19 protein-coding genes are annotated in these 16,994 nt (G+C 38.2%); 8 read left to right on the forward strand and 11 right to left on the reverse strand.

What is annotated here, in order from left to right:
* Position 1: 1 nt before the first annotated feature.
* Positions 2 to 2,374: a TonB-dependent receptor gene (locus ACOMC3_RS16900; protein WP_420317064.1), complete on the reverse strand. Its 2,373-nt coding sequence runs from the start codon at positions 2,372 to 2,374 to the stop codon at positions 2 to 4.
* Between the two features lie 184 nt (positions 2,375 to 2,558).
* Here ACOMC3_RS16900 and ACOMC3_RS16905 point away from each other — a divergent pair, with 184 nt between their 5' ends.
* From ACOMC3_RS16905 to creD, 3 genes are read left to right on the forward strand one after another with little or no spacing between them, the layout of a single operon-like run.
* The gene (locus ACOMC3_RS16905) at positions 2,559 to 3,176 is read left to right on the forward strand and encodes a hypothetical protein (protein ID WP_420317065.1); all 618 of its coding nucleotides are present in this window, start codon (positions 2,559 to 2,561) and stop codon (positions 3,174 to 3,176) included.
* Positions 3,173 to 3,463, forward strand: a complete 291-nt coding sequence (locus ACOMC3_RS16910) for a winged helix-turn-helix domain-containing protein (protein ID WP_420317066.1) — start codon at positions 3,173 to 3,175, stop codon at positions 3,461 to 3,463. Before ACOMC3_RS16905 ends, ACOMC3_RS16910 begins: the two co-directional genes overlap by 4 nt.
* A 50-nt stretch (positions 3,464 to 3,513) precedes the next feature.
* On the forward strand, positions 3,514 to 4,875 hold the full coding sequence (gene creD / locus ACOMC3_RS16915; protein WP_420317067.1) for a cell envelope integrity protein CreD: 1,362 nt from the start codon (positions 3,514 to 3,516) through the stop codon (positions 4,873 to 4,875).
* 36 nt (positions 4,876 to 4,911) lie between these two features.
* Here creD and tpx read toward each other — a convergent pair whose 3' ends face one another.
* Genes tpx through ACOMC3_RS16940 form a run of 5 tightly spaced genes read right to left on the reverse strand, consistent with a single transcriptional unit; the run spans position 4,912 to position 6,869 of the window.
* Positions 4,912 to 5,412, reverse strand: a complete 501-nt coding sequence (tpx, locus tag ACOMC3_RS16920) for a thiol peroxidase (protein ID WP_420317068.1) — start codon at positions 5,410 to 5,412, stop codon at positions 4,912 to 4,914.
* The gene (locus tag ACOMC3_RS16925; protein ID WP_420317069.1) at positions 5,405 to 5,971 is read right to left on the reverse strand and encodes a 5-formyltetrahydrofolate cyclo-ligase; all 567 of its coding nucleotides are present in this window, start codon (positions 5,969 to 5,971) and stop codon (positions 5,405 to 5,407) included. The genes tpx and ACOMC3_RS16925 overlap by 8 nt, the downstream gene beginning before the upstream one ends.
* Before the next feature lie 2 nt (positions 5,972 to 5,973).
* Positions 5,974 to 6,192, reverse strand: coding sequence for a hypothetical protein (locus ACOMC3_RS16930; protein WP_420317070.1), 219 nt, complete (start codon positions 6,190 to 6,192; stop codon positions 5,974 to 5,976).
* A 7-nt stretch (positions 6,193 to 6,199) separates the two neighbouring features.
* Positions 6,200 to 6,421, reverse strand: a complete 222-nt coding sequence (locus ACOMC3_RS16935) for a helix-turn-helix transcriptional regulator (RefSeq protein WP_420317071.1) — start codon at positions 6,419 to 6,421, stop codon at positions 6,200 to 6,202.
* Position 6,422: 1 nt separating this feature from the next.
* Positions 6,423 to 6,869 (reverse strand): hypothetical protein, encoded by a 447-nt coding sequence (locus ACOMC3_RS16940; RefSeq protein WP_420317072.1) that lies wholly within the window; start codon positions 6,867 to 6,869, stop codon positions 6,423 to 6,425.
* A gap of 206 nt (positions 6,870 to 7,075) precedes the next feature.
* On the opposite strand from ACOMC3_RS16940, the gene ACOMC3_RS16945 reads away from it, so the two are divergent.
* Genes ACOMC3_RS16945 through ACOMC3_RS16955 form a run of 3 tightly spaced genes read left to right on the forward strand, consistent with a single transcriptional unit; the run spans position 7,076 to position 10,379 of the window.
* A complete protein-coding gene (locus tag ACOMC3_RS16945) occupies positions 7,076 to 7,402 on the forward strand; it encodes a PadR family transcriptional regulator (protein WP_420317073.1) in 327 nt (108 codons plus the stop codon).
* Positions 7,399 to 9,966 carry an FtsX-like permease family protein gene (locus ACOMC3_RS16950; RefSeq protein WP_420317074.1) on the forward strand — a complete coding sequence of 856 codons (2,568 nt, stop codon included), beginning with the start codon at positions 7,399 to 7,401 and terminating at the stop codon, positions 9,964 to 9,966. The genes ACOMC3_RS16945 and ACOMC3_RS16950 overlap by 4 nt, the downstream gene beginning before the upstream one ends.
* A complete protein-coding gene (locus tag ACOMC3_RS16955) occupies positions 9,966 to 10,379 on the forward strand; it encodes a DUF2141 domain-containing protein (RefSeq protein WP_420317075.1) in 414 nt (137 codons plus the stop codon). The genes ACOMC3_RS16950 and ACOMC3_RS16955 overlap by 1 nt, the downstream gene beginning before the upstream one ends.
* Positions 10,380 to 10,385: 6 nt before the next feature.
* On the opposite strand, the gene ACOMC3_RS16960 is transcribed toward ACOMC3_RS16955, so the two are convergent.
* The 5 genes from ACOMC3_RS16960 to ACOMC3_RS16980 all read right to left on the reverse strand — a co-directional run bounded on the left by ACOMC3_RS16960 (position 10,386) and on the right by ACOMC3_RS16980 (position 15,379).
* On the reverse strand, positions 10,386 to 11,012 hold the full coding sequence (locus tag ACOMC3_RS16960) for a hypothetical protein (RefSeq protein ID WP_420317076.1): 627 nt from the start codon (positions 11,010 to 11,012) through the stop codon (positions 10,386 to 10,388).
* A gap of 65 nt (positions 11,013 to 11,077) precedes the next feature.
* A complete protein-coding gene (locus ACOMC3_RS16965) occupies positions 11,078 to 11,629 on the reverse strand; it encodes a Crp/Fnr family transcriptional regulator (RefSeq protein ID WP_420317077.1) in 552 nt (183 codons plus the stop codon).
* Between the two features lie 9 nt (positions 11,630 to 11,638).
* On the reverse strand, positions 11,639 to 13,177 hold the full coding sequence (locus ACOMC3_RS16970) for a YifB family Mg chelatase-like AAA ATPase (protein WP_420317078.1): 1,539 nt from the start codon (positions 13,175 to 13,177) through the stop codon (positions 11,639 to 11,641).
* An 80-nt stretch (positions 13,178 to 13,257) separates the two neighbouring features.
* Complete coding sequence (locus ACOMC3_RS16975) at positions 13,258 to 13,629, reverse strand: hypothetical protein (protein WP_420317079.1); 372 nt, start codon at positions 13,627 to 13,629, stop codon at positions 13,258 to 13,260.
* Between the two features lie 109 nt (positions 13,630 to 13,738).
* Positions 13,739 to 15,379: a hypothetical protein gene (locus ACOMC3_RS16980; RefSeq protein ID WP_420317080.1), complete on the reverse strand. Its 1,641-nt coding sequence runs from the start codon at positions 15,377 to 15,379 to the stop codon at positions 13,739 to 13,741.
* Positions 15,380 to 15,476: 97 nt separating this feature from the next.
* On the opposite strand from ACOMC3_RS16980, the gene ACOMC3_RS16985 reads away from it, so the two are divergent.
* Both ACOMC3_RS16985 and ACOMC3_RS16990 read left to right on the forward strand, forming a co-directional pair.
* Complete coding sequence (locus ACOMC3_RS16985) at positions 15,477 to 15,722, forward strand: type B 50S ribosomal protein L31 (protein WP_420317081.1); 246 nt, start codon at positions 15,477 to 15,479, stop codon at positions 15,720 to 15,722.
* A gap of 87 nt (positions 15,723 to 15,809) precedes the next feature.
* Positions 15,810 to 16,991: a GlmU family protein gene (locus ACOMC3_RS16990; protein WP_420317082.1), complete on the forward strand. Its 1,182-nt coding sequence runs from the start codon at positions 15,810 to 15,812 to the stop codon at positions 16,989 to 16,991.
* Positions 16,992 to 16,994 lie beyond the last annotated feature (3 nt).

A 16,994-nucleotide genomic window follows, 5' to 3' on the forward strand; every position in this document is an offset into this window, starting at 1 on the left:
TCTAAAACTTGAAATTGTAGGTGATGGATGGAATAAATGATGCAAATATGGAAACCTGAGTAGCGCGAGTATCAGCCAAAACGCCTGGATCTACCCGGTCTTCTCCTTGCCAGAAGTAAATTGAGAATGGATTGGCTCTATTGTATATGTTATAAACAGTAAAGACAAGCTCATCTCTGTTTTTACGAGGTGTCCCATCTCTACGAACCGCTCTTCCTTTCATTGTTGCTGAAAAATCAAGACGATGATAATCAGGTAGACGAACGTTGTTCCTCGAGTCATTTGCATTGTGCGGAATGGTAATTCCCTGCACTTCATACCTGCTGGTTGGAAAAGTTGTTGGCGTTCCGCTGATGTACGAAAATGTAGATGACAAAGTCCATCTTTCATTCAATTCGTAAAAGCTTGTCACTTTAAAATTGTGTGTTTGATCAAACCTTGTTGGATACCATTCACCTCTATTGATCCCTTCTGTCTGCAGTTCTGTTCTTCCCAGCGTGTAGCTTATCCATCCATTGAGACGGCCGGAATTTTTCTTGACATATAGCTCCAAACCATACGCTCTTCCTATCCCAGCCAAAAGATCCGTTTCAAGTGATTCATTGATTAAAAGATCCGCTCCATTGATGTACTCGAGCTGCTTATCTGTCTCCCGGTAATAAACTTCAACGGACGTTTCATAATCATTACTTCGAAGATTCTTGAACAAACCCATGGCCCACTGTTGTCCGACCTGAGGCTCAAGATTATTTGAGCTAGGAGTCCATACATCAAGTGGATTCGCAGCTGTGGTATTGGATATCAGGTGAATGTACTGCAACATCCTGTTGTAACTGGCCTTAACAGAAGTGGTTTTATTTAGCTGGTATCTAAATGAAAGCCGTGGCTCCCAACCATGATGACTAGCAATAGATTTTCCTTTTCCAATCTCAATTACATCCTCTATTGGCCTTCTTCTTCCAGGAATAGTATCTCCCAAAATGAATTTATTTCCTTCTCCAATTAGGTTGAAATAAGAGAATCGTAAACCGTATTGAACGGAAAGCTTGTCGTTTATTTTTTGATCATTATTGATGTAAACAGCTGATTCAATCGCCTGTTTATCAGGAACACTAATATTAATGACATCACCATCACTGATACCAATTGCTCTGGCAGGTTCAAATCCGTATTTGAAAATTTCTCCACCAAACGTTAATTCATTACGTTGATCAATGAAATAAGTAAATGATGGTTTGAATGTGAGTGTATTTATGTCTGAATTCCATTCAAATCGATCTCTGGGGTTGTCCCCAAATTCCAGCTCGTATTCATAATCACTAAAGAAGACTGTGAAGTTTGAAAAAAGTCGATCGTTAAAAAGATGATTCCAACGAAATGTTGTCGTTCGGTTGCCCCAGCTGAATCCCTGATCCGCATCAAATTTAAAATTGTCTTTACCAAAATATCCTGAGAGGAAAATCTGGTTTCTATCTGAAAACTTATAATTTGTTTTCATTGTCAGATCGTAGAAGTTCAGCGCAGCTCCATCTCTCAGTTCCTGAACGAATGGTCTGGAAAGAATGTCAGCGTATGACCTCCGACCTGCTATTATAAATGATGATTTTTCTTTTTTAATAGGTGCCTCTATCGCCAACCGGCTAAATATTGTTCCTATCCCACCATTCACTTCAAGCTCTTTATTGTTACCCTCTTTCATTCGGATATCCAGGATTGAAGCTAGTCTGCCTCCATATTGAGCTGGAATTGCTCCTTTATATAATTTCAAATCCTTTACTGCATCCGGGTTGAATACAGAGAAGAAGCCAAGTAAATGCGATGAGTTGTACACCGGAGCTTCATCCAGTAATATTAGATTCTGACCAACTGTGCCTCCTCTTACATTAAATCCTGAAGCTCCTTCTCCTACCGTAGAAACCCCTGGAAGTAACTGAAGACTTTTAATGATATCCACCTCACCAAGAATAGCTGGCATTTTTCTTATTGTTTGAATATCAATCTCAGCGACACTCATCTCTGTAGAGGTCACATTTTCGTCCTCAGGCCTTGCCGTCACCACAACTTCCTGAAGTTGTGTCTGTTCCTCACTTAATTCAATGTCTATCCGAGTATTTGCTGAAAGTGAAATCTTCCTGGTTTGGGTGACAAAACCTATATACCGGTATTCTACGGTATAGTCTCCGGGGGGAAGGGTAATGGAATAGAATCCATAAACATTGGTAATATTTCCAGTGCCTAGTTCTTGAATTAGGACAGTCGCTCCAATTAATGCCTCTCCATTGGCGGCATCAACTACGTTCCCATTAATGGTATGCTTTTCCTGAGCATTCAGAAATAATGGAATGACTGCCAAAAGCAGTAAAAGTTTTTTCAAAACAGTGGTATTTTAAGTGATTGACCTCTCGAAAGACGCACAACTGCTCAAATTGTTTCGCCTGAAGGAGTAAATAACAATTACTTAATGCAAAAAAATGGTGAATGGTTGCTTTGTTTGGCCAGACGGAAACAGAAATAAAAAAATGACGTATATTTACTTTGTATTTCAAAGTACTTTTAAAATGACAAAAGAAAAATATCTCGAAGATCTAAAAGACATTAAAGAGATAATGAACAAATCAACTAGATTCATTTCTCTTAGCGGTTGGTCTGGAGTAATGGCAGGCTCTTTCGCTTTGATTGGGGCATATCTCGCTTATGTGACTGTTTATAATAAGCAGAATTACCTTAGTTATAAAGTTGCTATTCTTGATATAGACAGTATTATTCAACTCATTTTAATAGCTGTGGGAGTAATAGTCCTGTCTTTTGCAACCGGTCTTTACTTCACTTCAAGACAAGCAAAAAAGCAAAATCAACTCATCTGGGATAGGGGAGCAAAACTACTTTTAAGCAATTTTATGATTCCGCTTGTCTCTGGAGGAATACTTTGCCTTATGCTATTGATCAAAGGATATATTGGATTTGTTGCTCCGTTTACATTAATATTTTATGGTCTAGCATTAGTCAATGCTAGTAAATACACCCTTTCACAAATTAAAAGCCTTGGAGTTCTTGAAATAATTCTCGGCCTAATCGCCACCCACTACATTGGATATGGCCTGTTGTTTTGGGCATTAGGTTTTGGGCTTTTGCACATAATTTATGGAATGTTGATCCAAAAACAACAGGCATCATGAAGGAAATCCTGAAGGATTTAAATAAAGCATTTGAAAATAAAACCCGTCTTGGAATAATGTCAGCGTTGGTGGTAAATGAAAGACTTGATTTCAATTCCTTAAAGGAACTCTTAGGGGTAACAGATGGCAACCTTGCTAGCCATTTAAAATCACTTGAAAAATTATCCTATGTAAGTGTTAGAAAGGAGTTTCTTGACCGAAAACCAAATACAAGCTATGAAGCAACATCAGAAGGTACTAGGGCATTTAAAAGGCACTTGAGTGCTATTGAAAAACTATTAGAATAATTTTTTTGTCTTACCACTTTGTAATACAAAGTACTTTTAAATCAAATAACATGGAAAATGAAAATGCATCTTTAGATCGTTTAAACAGATGGATTAAGAATTCGGTCACTTTAAAACTAGGAACAATCGGCATATTAATATTGATTCTCCTGATCCCTTCATCAATGATAAAATCAATTATTGATGAAAGGGAAAGTTTAAGTTTATCCGCAATATCGGAGGTTAGCTCAAAGTGGGCTGATGAGCAAACAATGACAGGGCCGGTCTTAAATGTTCCTCTTATTTACGAATATCAAAATGAAGTTAAAGACGAAAAGAGCAATAAACTTGAAATAGTAACATATGAAAAAACTGAAATATTAACTATCCTACCAAACCAATTGAAGGTAAATGGTTCAGTTTCACCAAAAAGTCTAAAGAGGGGAATCTATGAAGTAGTAGTTTATGAGTCTGAATTAAAAGTGAATGGGAGTTTCGCTCTCGATTTAGAAGTTGATAAAACTAACCTTAAAGAGGTAAGGTGGAATAATGCATTCATTACATTAGGAATATCTGACCTAAGAGGCATTAAAGAAGGTGTCATATTTGAATGCGATGAAAAACGATATTCTGTTAAACCAGGATCAAAATCTGACTTAATTAAATCGGGGGTTTCATTTCAGCCAAAAATTATTGACTCACTGGAAAAGTTGAATTTTGAATTTATCCTTTCACTACAAGGAAGTCAAAACCTCTCCTTCATTCCTTTAGGTGGTGTTACTGACGTAAATTTGGCTTCAAAATGGACTACTCCAAGTTTTAACGGAAACTTTTTACCAGATAAAAGAAGTATCAATGAAAATGGTTTTCAAGCAACTTGGAAAGTATTGCAATTAAACAGAAACTACCCTCAACAATGGTTAGGATTCCAAAATCCTGAACAAATTAAAAATTCCCAATTTGGGGTAAACCTGCTCTTACCATTAGATGATTATCAAAAATCAATGCGGTCGGCTAAATACTCGGTGATGACACTCGCTTTAACTTTTTTAGTATTTTTTATTGTTGAAATCCTTAATAAGAAGAAAATTCACCCTCTTCAATATACATTGGTAGGATTAGGTCTCTGCCTCTTTTACATCTTATTAGTTTCAATATCAGAACATTCAAATTTCAACTTTTCCTATCTTATTAGTTCCGTATCAATTATTACAATGATCACACTTTACTCCTTGAGTATTCTAAGAAATAAAAAAATGTCAATGATTCTTAGTGTAATACTAGTTTGTATTTATGGATTTGTATTTATAACACTACAATTAGCCGATTATGCATTGCTACTGGGTAGTATTGGATTAACTATAATCCTGGGACTAACTATGTACTTTACTCGTAAGATAGATTGGTACAATATCCAAGAAATTGGAAAATAGCATAATATGTGGTGAGGTGAAACTCACCACATTTTCTCATAGGGCAGCCAATGCTTTCTCATAATCGGGCTCCTGACCTACCTCCGGGACTAACTCTGTATACTTTACCAAACCTTCTTCATCAACTACAACAACAGCCCGGGCATTAAGGCCTTTAAAAGCTCCTTCGATAATTTCCACTCCATAGTTTTGTCCAAAATTTCCTCCATCTCGGAAGTTGGTAAGGTTATCGAGGTTGTCAATCCCCTCCGCATCACAATATCTCTTAAGTGCAAATGGTAAATCTTTAGAAACACAAACGATTCTTGTATTTCCTAATTTTGAAGCCTCCTGATTAAATTTTTTGGTAGACATGGCACAGACTCCTGTGTCAATGCTAGGGTAAATATTTAGAATTACTTTTTGTCCGTGATAACTTGCCAATGTCTTCTCCTGCATGTCTTTGCTTACGAGTGTAAAGTCCGGAGCAGCACTTCCGACAGTTGGTAGATTCCCAATAGTATTGGTCTCAGTGCCTCCTAATGTGATTTTAGCCATAATTGTAGGTTTTGAATGGTGTAATTAAATAATCTAAGGGAACATCCCAGTCCTCGGTTTGCAATATTTCATCTACCGGAGGAGACAAAGATAACCCTACCTTGAGTGCTTTTGTTTCTTTCAGCAAGCGATCATAGTAACCTCCACCATAACCAACCCTAAATCCATTTCGATCAGATAGTAGTAGTGGGACAAAAATTAAATCGAGATCTTCAATGGATATTTCTTCTGCATCAACGGGCTCGGGAATCCCTTTTCGGTTTTCAATCAATGCCGTTTGCTCTTCCATTAAATAATGTCTCATCTGTTTAAACATGAAATCGGTTTTTGAAACCACGACCTGAATGTTGCCAGACCAAAATGCTGGCAGGAGCGAAGTAATATCCGGTTCATTATTTTTTTGAATGGGCAGAAATATATGAAGCTTGGAAATGGCCTTTCTTTCAAGGAAATTGGCCACAGATTCACAGAGTTGTTCATTTCTCTGAGAATACATTACCCGATCCAGTATCATTCGATACTGCAAAAGAACTTTTCTAAAGTAGGATTTGGTAATCATAGCTAGTCAGGTAACTCTTCACAATAAACACCCTGAGAACGAACAAAGTGGAGCATTTCCGATTTAGGAGCATCTTTCTTTGTTTCCACTTTTAGCACCCGATCTACGTCATCCATATCGATAGACCACCTGGCAATGCAATCATTTTGACTTAGCGCTGGCTTTAGCTGATTCAGTTGCCTTTTTGTTTTAATGTCTGTTTTTAGGATAATTAATTTCATGGTGATATTACTTTTTACTTGGATCAAATGAGAACACTTCTTCCAAAGGCTTTCCAAACGTGTGCGCAATTTTGAATGCCAATTCCAATGAAGGAGAGTACTTCCCTTTTTCAATAGCCACTATGGTCTGTCTGGTTACCTTCACCTCCTCAGCAAGCTGCTGCTGGGTCATCTCATCATTCTCGAATCGAAGCTTCCGTATATTGTTTTGAATGCTGTGAGTGCTCATATCAAACCCCTTTTCTGTGATAGTAGAATCGGGACAGGTTATCAAAAATTTCTGATCCTATGCCCGCTAGAATTAGTGCGATAAACATAAACTTGGGTGGATAGCCAAAAGCGAGCACCAGCAACGCTGTAACGAAACCCATACCAAATATGAAATAGGAATTTCTTGTTGATTTTAGCTCAATGAGTTTGTCCCGCTCATCCTCAAAGCCTGCAGTTTTTTCTTTCGTAATGATATAATTGATTATCGCAAAGGCAATCAATACGACAATTTTAGTGACAATGGAAATCGGGATAGCGATGAGAATAGCTTTGGACCAAAATTGAAGCTGCTCATCAGTATTCATTATTTGAGCATCAAATCGCTCGAATACTGACCAATAATAAATGCCCAATACCAATATGGTACTCAGCATACTCACTATACTCTTTCTTTCGTAGTAATCCATTTTTACGTTTTTATGTCTGGTTAACTTTACTAGATGTACAGTATTACGGACATAAAGTTAAAAATGTTTTACTATATGTATAATATTTTTTACATTTTGTTTTCCAACTTGATAGTTTATCAATTTCATGAAAATAAAATTCGATTTAGTCTTCATTTGTGAAACAAATAAATTTTTCTTACGTTTGGTCTTCAAAACTGAAACAAATGAAAGGAACTAATCTCGGAGAATTTCAGGAAATTGTCTTGCTCTCAATTCTTATTTTGGATGAACAGGCATATGGTCTAAAAATCCAGAAAGAAATCAGTCAGCGACTGAAAAGACACATGAGTCGTGGTGCATTACATGCTGCCTTATCCAGGCTAGAAGAAAAAGGATTTCTAGAATCACATGTAGGGGGTGCTACCGCTGAGCGTGGGGGGCGCAGAAAAAGATACTACTCCCTAACTCCAAGTGGTAAAGAATCTTTGAGACAGGCAAAAGAGCTACGAGAAGAAATGTGGAGCATGGTACCAAAATTTAGCTTGGAATGAACGATCAGCAACCACCTAAAGGATTTAGGAAGCTATTCGAGTGGTTTTGCGAACCTGAGCTATTCGAAGAGTTACAAGGAGATCTTGAAGAAGCTTTTTATGAGAATGCAGAAGAACTAGGTTATTCAAAAGCTCGATCCAGATACAAAAAAGAGGTGCTGCGAATGATTCGTCCTTCTGTAATCAAAAATTTCAACGTAAAACTTGCAAAGTCATTGAGCCTCCCAAGAAACTACCTCAAAACCTCATTACGTGCCATTAAATTGCACCCGTTCTATGTTTTTGCTAATGTGTTCGGATTGGCCTTGGCATTATCGATTTGCACCATTGGCTATTTTAATTATCGATATAATTCGACATTCAATACCTATTTTGAGGGCGCACCTAATCTTTACAAAATCCATGGAGAAAGAATGGGTGAAACAACACTTGGTAATTCTTCCATTGCACTCGCACCTGCATTAAAAGCTCATGAAATTCCGGCCTTTCGCTACATAGTAAATAGTTTATCAATTAAGGAAGGAAAGCGATTATTCAGCTCAAGAATCGCATTTACAGACCCTGAATTTCTTAGGTATTTTCCTCTAAACAACCTTGATGATAAACCTGTAAAATCCCCAGATGGTAATCAAATAATAATTTCGGAGCGATTGGCATTGAAACTTTTCAATGAGGTTTACCCGGTGGGTCGCATTGTGAAAATTGTATTTCCAAACCAAAAAGAAAAATCACTCATCATTTCGGATGTATTTGAAGTCCCGCCTTCCAATACGAGCTTTTCGCAATCTGCCTTTCTCCCTATAGAGGAATACTTTAATATTTATCATTTGGATGAAGGTGACTGGTCTCAAGAAGTGAATGCCACATTTGTATTCGCAAGAGGATCTGAGTTAGATCGAATTAAGGATCACTTAAATACTTTGCTATCCATCAGAAATGAAAATAACCCATCCACTGTCGTTGCTAGCTATGCTTTAGACAATATTCTATACTGGCCAGAGATTGAGCCTTTTCTATATAGAGGAGATTTTGTTCATCACCTGCACCCATCATCAGTAGCGGGTATAGCGGGTGCTGCTATTTCGGTACTTCTTCTGGCATGTTTCAATTTCATAAATACCAGCATTGCTCTTTCTGGTAAACGGCTAAAAGAAATTGCTGTGAGAAAAATAATGGGTGGTAATCGTAAGAGCACCATATCTCAATTCATGATTGAAAATACTTTCATGATTACCATGGCAGTTATTCTTTCTTTTGGAATTTCCTACCTTCTCATACCTGGTTATAATGCCCTTTTCGAGCGAGAATTGATTCAACTTGAGAATGTGCCATTTAGTACGCTTCTGCAATTTTCTATTGTCATTGTACTTATCGTCACACTTCTTTCTGCTGCTTATCCTTCCCTTCATGTTTCAAAATTTTCACCTCTTGTGATTTTCAGAAATAAAGTGGTTTTATCAGGAAAAAATAGATTAACGACCATTTTGCTGACCTTCCAGTTTGCTCTTTGTTTTTATAACATTTTCGGGGTTTTACTCAATGTTGATAATTCATATTATCAGGAATCACTCGACCGAGGGTACGATGTAGACAAAGTAATTAATATCCCTCTGTACCGCACCAGTCAGCATCAAGTGCTGGCGGATGCTTTGAGCCAAAGTCCCTATGTCAGCACTGTTTCCGGTACCGCTAATTTGGTGGGGTTTTCTAATGAACAAAAACTCATGAATTATGAGGGTGACGACTATCAGGTAGCAGTTATTCAAACCGGTAATAATTACCCGGAAACTGTTGGTCTACGATTAAATAAAGGTTCATTTTTTAAAGAATTAGGAGAAAATGAGGATAAAGTAATCATCAATTCCATGCTCGAAAGGCAATTTGGTGAGGACTTGTTGAATAAAACCATTACAGTAAATGGCGAACGATATTCTGTCATTGGAGTAGTCGACGATTTTAATCTAAGAAACATAATGATGGATAATAAAATAACCCCAGTGGTTATTAAATATTCACCAAGTGAAACATACTACTACACAACCATTCGTGTTAATGGTGATCCAAATCTAGCCCATGATGAGATTGAAAAACTATGGTATGAGGCCTTCCCTCAAGAGCTTTATCGAGGTTTTCTTCAGAGCGATGTTCTTGAAAGTGTTAGGGAAACAAATTATATAATGATTCAGATCAATTTGTTCATCGCACTCATCTCTATCCTCATTTCCATTCTGGGTCTCTACACGCTCATCTCTCTTAAAATTCAAAAACGCAGCAAAGAATTTGGTGTTCGAAAAGTATTAGGGGCTTCCAGCCGCGTAATTATTCACTTATTAGGAAAGGATTTGTATTGGATGATCGGAATAGCAGCAACAGTCGGATTGGCAGGAAGTACAATGGTACTTGGGATCGTATTTGATATCATATACGCTTATCATATCGATCCGTCAATGGGCCATTTTATTAAAACGGTGATCATTGTTCTTGTGATTGTATTATTTACAGTCGGAGGCAAAGTATATCAAGCAAGTAATATCAATCCCTCACAACAACTAAGAGCTGAATAATGAGAATCCCAATAACTATCCTGCTGATTATTAGCTCAATATGTGTTTTCAGTCAGCATAAATTGACAATCAATTTGACCAACATTGCAAAAGTCAAAGGCCAGGTCGAGATATGTGTATATGAAGAAGGAAAAGGTTTTATGAATTCCTCAAAGGCAAAAGCATGCATATGGAAAGAGGTTTTAAGTAATCAGCTATCTCATACATTTGAAAACCTGCCAGCCGGAAAGTATGCAGCTATTGTGATCCAGGATCTTAATGGAAATAAAGATCTTGACACAAACTTTCTCAGAATTCCCAACGAACCCTACGGCTTCTCAACCAACCCATCCACCACTTTCGGACCTCCTGATTTTGATGGGGCAAGCTTCATGATAGCTAGTGATACAGAAATCAGGATTGAGCTGAAATGAAAGCATTTATTTTCTAATTAAGAAAACTCCTATACTTATCACCCAGGCTACCCAACCGAATATGAAAATTCTGAATCCATGAAGATCAACAAAAACAATTCCAACCACCAAAGAGGTTATTGCTACCAGTGTGATGAAAAGCCCAAGCCATCCGATAAACGATGGCAATAATTTGGTTCGGATGATCTGATATGACCACAGACCTGTTGAAACACAAACAGCTCCAATGAAGATAAAATCAAAAGCATGATTAAAGCTTCTGATTAATATAAAAATAGGTTTCAGTGAATCGATCACTTCTTTTGAGGCATTCTCATATGATTTTACAAAATCCATAAGAATTAGGCCATTTACAGCTGCTGCTAGCATCACTGCGATCAGCCCGAACAGCATAAAAAGAAAAGAAATTTTGGCAATGGAAGAAGCGCCCAGTTTTTCGGTTAACCCCCAAAATCCAAATGATACAAATGGAAGTGAGAGAATGGCCATTGCATGCGTAACCCTACCAATAGTTACAATCTTGAGCAAATGGTTAAAATTTCCACCTACTGGGTGTAACACCATTGTGACAATCATGAGTAAGGAGGCAATTACTAATGCCACTCCTGCTCCTCGATAATTTTTAGATTCCATCGCTTTTTTTATCAAACTTAAGTGCATTGTCCCGGAGGTGCACTTGATTGAAATCAAGAAATGAACTAGCGGATTTTATTTCTTACTCTACTCAAAGTTTCGGGGGTCATCTCGAGGTATGACGCAATGTATTTAAGGGTGAAGGTTTTGATTATTTCCGGTTTGGACCGAATAAGTAATTGATATTTTTCTTCTGGTGTTCCCTTAAAACTGGCATTGATGTTCACAGACTCGATGATTTTGCCGAGCGCAAAATATGCCGGTGAATTGCCGATCAAGTTATGCAGATCATGGATGTTGATTTCATAGACCGAACTATTTTCAAAGGCTTCAATTTTGACTTTAGATGGTTTTTGTCCCGTGAAACTTTGATGATTTAAAACCCAATGATTGACTGGAAATAGGTTAGTCGTTACTTCATTCAGTTCGTCATCGATGTAGTATTCTCGGAAACTTCCTTTCACAATAAAACCCCAGACCCTATTGATCTCACCAATACTCAGGAGAGATTCCCCTTTTTTGTATTCGTTAAGCTGAAGCTTTGAAACAAAAACCTCAATTTCCTTTTCCGTTAGTTCGGCAAATGAATGAATTGATTTGATTACTTGATCAATCATATTTCAATTTTAACCTGCCCAACCCTCACGGTCCAGGCTTCTATACTGGATTGCTTCCGCCAAATGCTCAATGGCTATGGAATCAGAGCCTGCAAGATCGGCAATGGTTCTTGATACACGTAAAATACGATCATATGCTCTGGCTGAAAGACCCAGTCTTTCCATTGCCGTTTTTAACAATGTTTTCCCGGCTTCATTGATCTGACAAACTTCTTTGACCATGTTTGAACTCATCATGGCATTGTTGAAAACACCTGGTTGTTCTTTAAACCTTTGTTCTTGAATTTCTCGCGCTCGGATTACGCGATCCCTAATTTCTGAACTGGATTCTGTCTTTCGATTTTCTGTCATTTGATCAAAGGAGACAGGAGTCACTTCAACATGCAAGTCAATTCGATCAAGTAGTGGGCCACTGATTTTATTTAAGTATCGCTGAACGACACCCGGCGCGCACACGCATTCTTTCTCGGGATGATTGTAATAGCCACAAGGACATGGGTTCATGCTGGCAATAAGCATGAAGTTGGATGGGTAATCTAAGGATACCTTTGCCCTCGAAATAGTCACTTTTCGTTCTTCTAATGGCTGACGCATCACTTCAAGAACAGTACGCTTAAACTCTGGCAACTCATCCAGAAAAAGCACCCCATTATTCGCCAATGATATTTCTCCCGGTTGAGGAATACCGCCACCTCCTACTAGCGCCACATCAGAAATGGTATGATGTGGTTGTCTGAAAGGACGATGTGAAATTAGCTTGGCATCAGTACCAAGTTTTCCAGCCACAGAATGAATCTTGGTTGTTTCGAGTGCTTCGAAGAGAGTTAAAGGAGGAAGGATGGATGGCAGCCTTTTTGCCAGCATGGTTTTACCAGCCCCAGGAGGACCAATCATAATTACATTGTGACCTCCAGCTGCGGCAATTTCCATAGCCCGTTTGATGTTTTCTTGTCCCTGTACATCAGCAAAATCTGAAGCATAGTCATCAAGCTCACTGTAAAATACATCTCTGGTATCGTACGCCAGGGGCTGAATAACTTCATCTCCCTCGAGGTGATCTATGGCCTCTTTAATGTTTGAAACACCTATCACATTGAGACCATCCACAATAGCTGCTTCAGATGCATTTTCTTTTGGAAGAATAAATCCAGTAAATCCATTTTTCCTTGCCTCAATTGCAATAGGTAGTGCACCTTTAATTGGACGTAGATCTCCGTCCAGGGCCAGCTCACCCATGATTACATAATTTTCAAGCTCATCAGCTATGATTTGCTCAGAGGCTTTCAGTATTCCAAGTGCAATTGGTAGATCATAAGCAGAGCCCTCTTTTCGAATGTCGGCTGGGGCAAGGTTTACAACCACCTTTTGACGTGGCATTCTAAATCCAAAATTCTTGATGGCAGACTCGACACGTTGTTCACTCTCCTTTACAGCTGAATCTGGCAATCCAACCATAAAAAACTTGGTGCCTTGTCCTACATTTACCTCAACTGTGATTTTGTACGCATCAACACCGTAAACAGCACTTCCGTAAGTTTTAGCTAGCATGGAAAAAATTGGTTCTCAATTAAGCGCCTAAATATAGGAATTACAGCAGAACCTAACTGTTTCATCAATGATGATATTAATTAGTCATCATCCTCTTCATCTGCATCCTCATCTCCTTTATCAACATCATCAAATGAATTGTCTTCGATTGCAGGAACTTCTTGAGATTTATCATAAAGTTTAGCTTTCAACCCGACCACCTCATCTTCCAACTCTCCAATATCATTTTTCAATTTATGGATTCTCATCTGTTGCATGATGTATTCCACAGCCATGAGAATGGACACGAACAAAAACAAGCTCATTACATACTTGGGGAATTTGATGTATGAAGAGAGCTTGATCTTGGAGAGATACTGCTCAGTGTTCATTAAGATATCCACGGAGAAATACAGGATTACCAGGAATATTAATATGTATATGCCGTGGAAAATGAGTTTAAACCTTTTCATAAATAGTTGAGTAGGGCTGAAAGTTATTAAACTTTTGAAGTTTTAAAAGAAGGATATGAGCAAAGCCGACGATTTAATGATATAACCAGCATAATTCAAGATTACCTTATTAGAATAAATATCTTCTGGTCGGCACGTTCCATCGTACACTCAATCCAATAATAGAAGTAGAGTTATCTATCACGCCCAGATCATCTGATTCTTTACGAAAAGTAATGTCTGCATCTAAAAATAGGTTGTGTCTCCACATATATGAGGTTCGTAGAAAGGCGATCATTAATTCAGTTTTATTACCCTGCATATGTGAATTCCCGAATTCCAAACTGCCTCCACTACCATCCGGACGTCTCACGGTATAATCTTTTAGGATATCTCTGCCGTAATTTACATCTCCAATGTCATTCCCATATCCGGCTACCATCAATACCCCTTCAAAATTCCATTGATCATTCAAACGATAATTTACTCGACCCAGGTATTCAGTGAAATTAGCTCCTAAAGGGTGAGCAAGTGCCAGGTTGTAGTGACTGTAACTGGTAAAACCGTCCTCATGAGCATACATGTAAGGACGTACCCTATTAACCTCCCCCTGAATCATGGCATTCTCCCATCCCAAAGGATCAATGTATTTTACACCCAATTGAAATCCTTGTTTATTTCCCCACCAGCCATCACCGGCAAACACTTCTCCAATGATCATTTCATCGATGACCAGTTGACCATATAATGAAACACGGTTTTGAATGTTCCATTTAAAATCCAATCCGACTAACGCATTGTCTTCGCTTCCATTTTGTTGCTCAACTGCGCGATAGAAAATAATTGGATTTAAATACTCTAATTTCAATCCCTGCGTAGAATCTCCGTACATCACAGACTCAAAAAGCCCAATATGAAGGTTCGGCTTAATTTTCATGTTCAGATGATGGAACGCCATGTATTTCTTCTGAAAGCTTCCCGTTCCTTCTAATCCAAATGATCCGCCACGAACTCCCGCGATTTGCTCTGCGAATATGTTCGTATAATCAAAAATTTTGGTTTCGGTATTGATTCTTAGGTATGGATAGTTATTGGAATAATTTGAAAGAATTAATGATCGAATGCCATTGCCTACAAAGTGCTTTCCAAACCCCAATTGTGCAGAAATACTTTTTGATAATCCAAAATCGATGTATCCCTGAGCTCGAAAAAAGTCAACTCCCGTTGTGGAGTATTGCTTCCAAAAACCTTCATAAGGAACAACAAGTGTACTATCTCTTACATCGTTTATATATTCAGCATATCGGGCTTGATTTTCAGTAAGCATGGTGTAAAAAGCCACTTTCTTATCAATTCGTCCCCTGATCTCTGCTCCTCTGCTATTCACAAAGGTTGACCCTAACGCATCACTTGTTTTGCCATAAGAGAGTTGTAAAACCGGATTTACATGAAGGTCAAGTGTTTGATCTTCATAATAAAAAAGATCTGCCGGATATCTGAAAAATCTCCCAAGGATTGGAACAGTTGATCGGCTGGAATCAGCGGTGTATTCTCTTAATTCTTTACTCAAATACAAGCCTCCTTCATTTCCGATAAAATCATAGACCGATTTACGAGAAAGTGGCTTAACTGTACTACTATATCCTTGTTCTGAGCGGATTTCTTTCAGCTCTATCATGCGATACACAGGGTGCCCTATAGTAAAATCAGTAGATTGCGCACTTAAAATACTGGCTGTGAGTAGACTAAGAATACAGAGTATTGGTCTCATAAATTCAAACATATTCCATTTTAGTTGAATGAATGGGTTTGAAGAAGATAAAATAATACCTATCTTTGCCATCCTTTTTGAAAAGAGCACATAAAAGATGAGAAAAGACATACATCCTGAGTACAACGAAGTTATTTTCCAAGACACAACAAGTGATTTCAAATTTCTAACGAAATCAACAATGACTTCAAAGGAGACCATCAAATGGGAAGACGGAAAAGAATATCCTGTAATTAAAGTAGAGGTAAGCTCTGCTTCGCACCCATTTTATACTGGAAAGAAAATCTTTTTGGATACTGCTGGTCGAGTGGAGAAATTCAACAGAAAATACAAGAAGAAGTAATTCTGTATTTAAGACATTTAAAAAGTCTTCGGGTCTGCCTGAAGACTTTTTTTATGCCCTTTTCTCAAAACGGACTAAGTTTGATTCATGCAAATAACCTTCATTGATACAGAAGAGAGCTGGAAGCAAATGCTCCCTATATCTTACACACGCCCTGTAGCAGAAGTTCGTGTGGGAATTTTGAAATTGCATGAAAAGTGGAGTCGAGTTCTCTCTACAGAAAAAGTGTCATTTCGTTCGCAAGAATACCTCAACGCACTCTTCAGTGTTCCCTCTCAAAGAAGCTTAACCATACTCGGTAATGTTCTTCCAACTAAGCCACTCATCGATGCAATACAAAATTTGAAGGAGGATGAGGCGCTCGTATTAAACGAACAAGTCATTGCTGGATATTACGACCCAAATGAATCTTTTGAGTTGGGTCAAAGAAAAAAAATCCTTCTTGAAGGCATAAATCAAGTGATGCACCCATGGGATATCTTTCGATGTAATGGAGAAGAAATCAAGAGTGATTTTAACCTCATAACAAATGGACGTAACTCTCAATCAATTGACGATCCTCATACAAAAACTTACGGTGATCAAATTTTTATTGAGGAAGGAGCTAAAATAAAAGCTGCAGTTATTAATGCCGAGTCAGGACCCATTTATATCGGTAAGGATGCTGAAGTCCAGGAGGGCGCTCTCATTCGGGGACCTTTTGCCCTTTGTGATTCTTCCACAGTTAATATGGGCGCGAAAATCAAAGGTGACACTACCATTGGGCCGCATTGTAAGGTTGGTGGTGAAGTCTCCAACTCGGTAATTTTTGGTTACTCTAATAAAGGTCATGAAGGCTTTCTTGGAAATTCAGTGATTGGAGAATGGTGTAATCTTGGGGCAGATACCAATAATTCCAATCTCAAAAACAATTATGCCAACGTAAAAATGTGGGATTTTGCTGCTGGCAGATTTAAAGATACCGGATTACAGTTTTGTGGACTCATCATGGGTGATCATTCAAAGTGTGGGATTAATACAATGTTTAACACAGGTACGACAGTGGGTGTTTCGGCCAACATCTTTGGTGATGGATTCCCTCGTACCATTATTCCTTCATTTGCATGGGGAGGATCTTCAGGATTTACTACTTATCAAACCAGGAAGGCTTTTGAAACTGCAGAACTAGTGATGCAAAGAAGAAACAAAACGTTTACTGAAGAAGACAAAGCGTTGCTTTCGCATATCTTTGAGATCACCGCCGAAAATCGGGTTTGGGAGAAGAAGTAACAC

Origin of the sequence: Ekhidna sp., assembly GCF_965212185.1 — a bacterium.
Lineage (GTDB): Bacteria > Bacteroidota > Bacteroidia > Cytophagales > Cyclobacteriaceae > Ekhidna.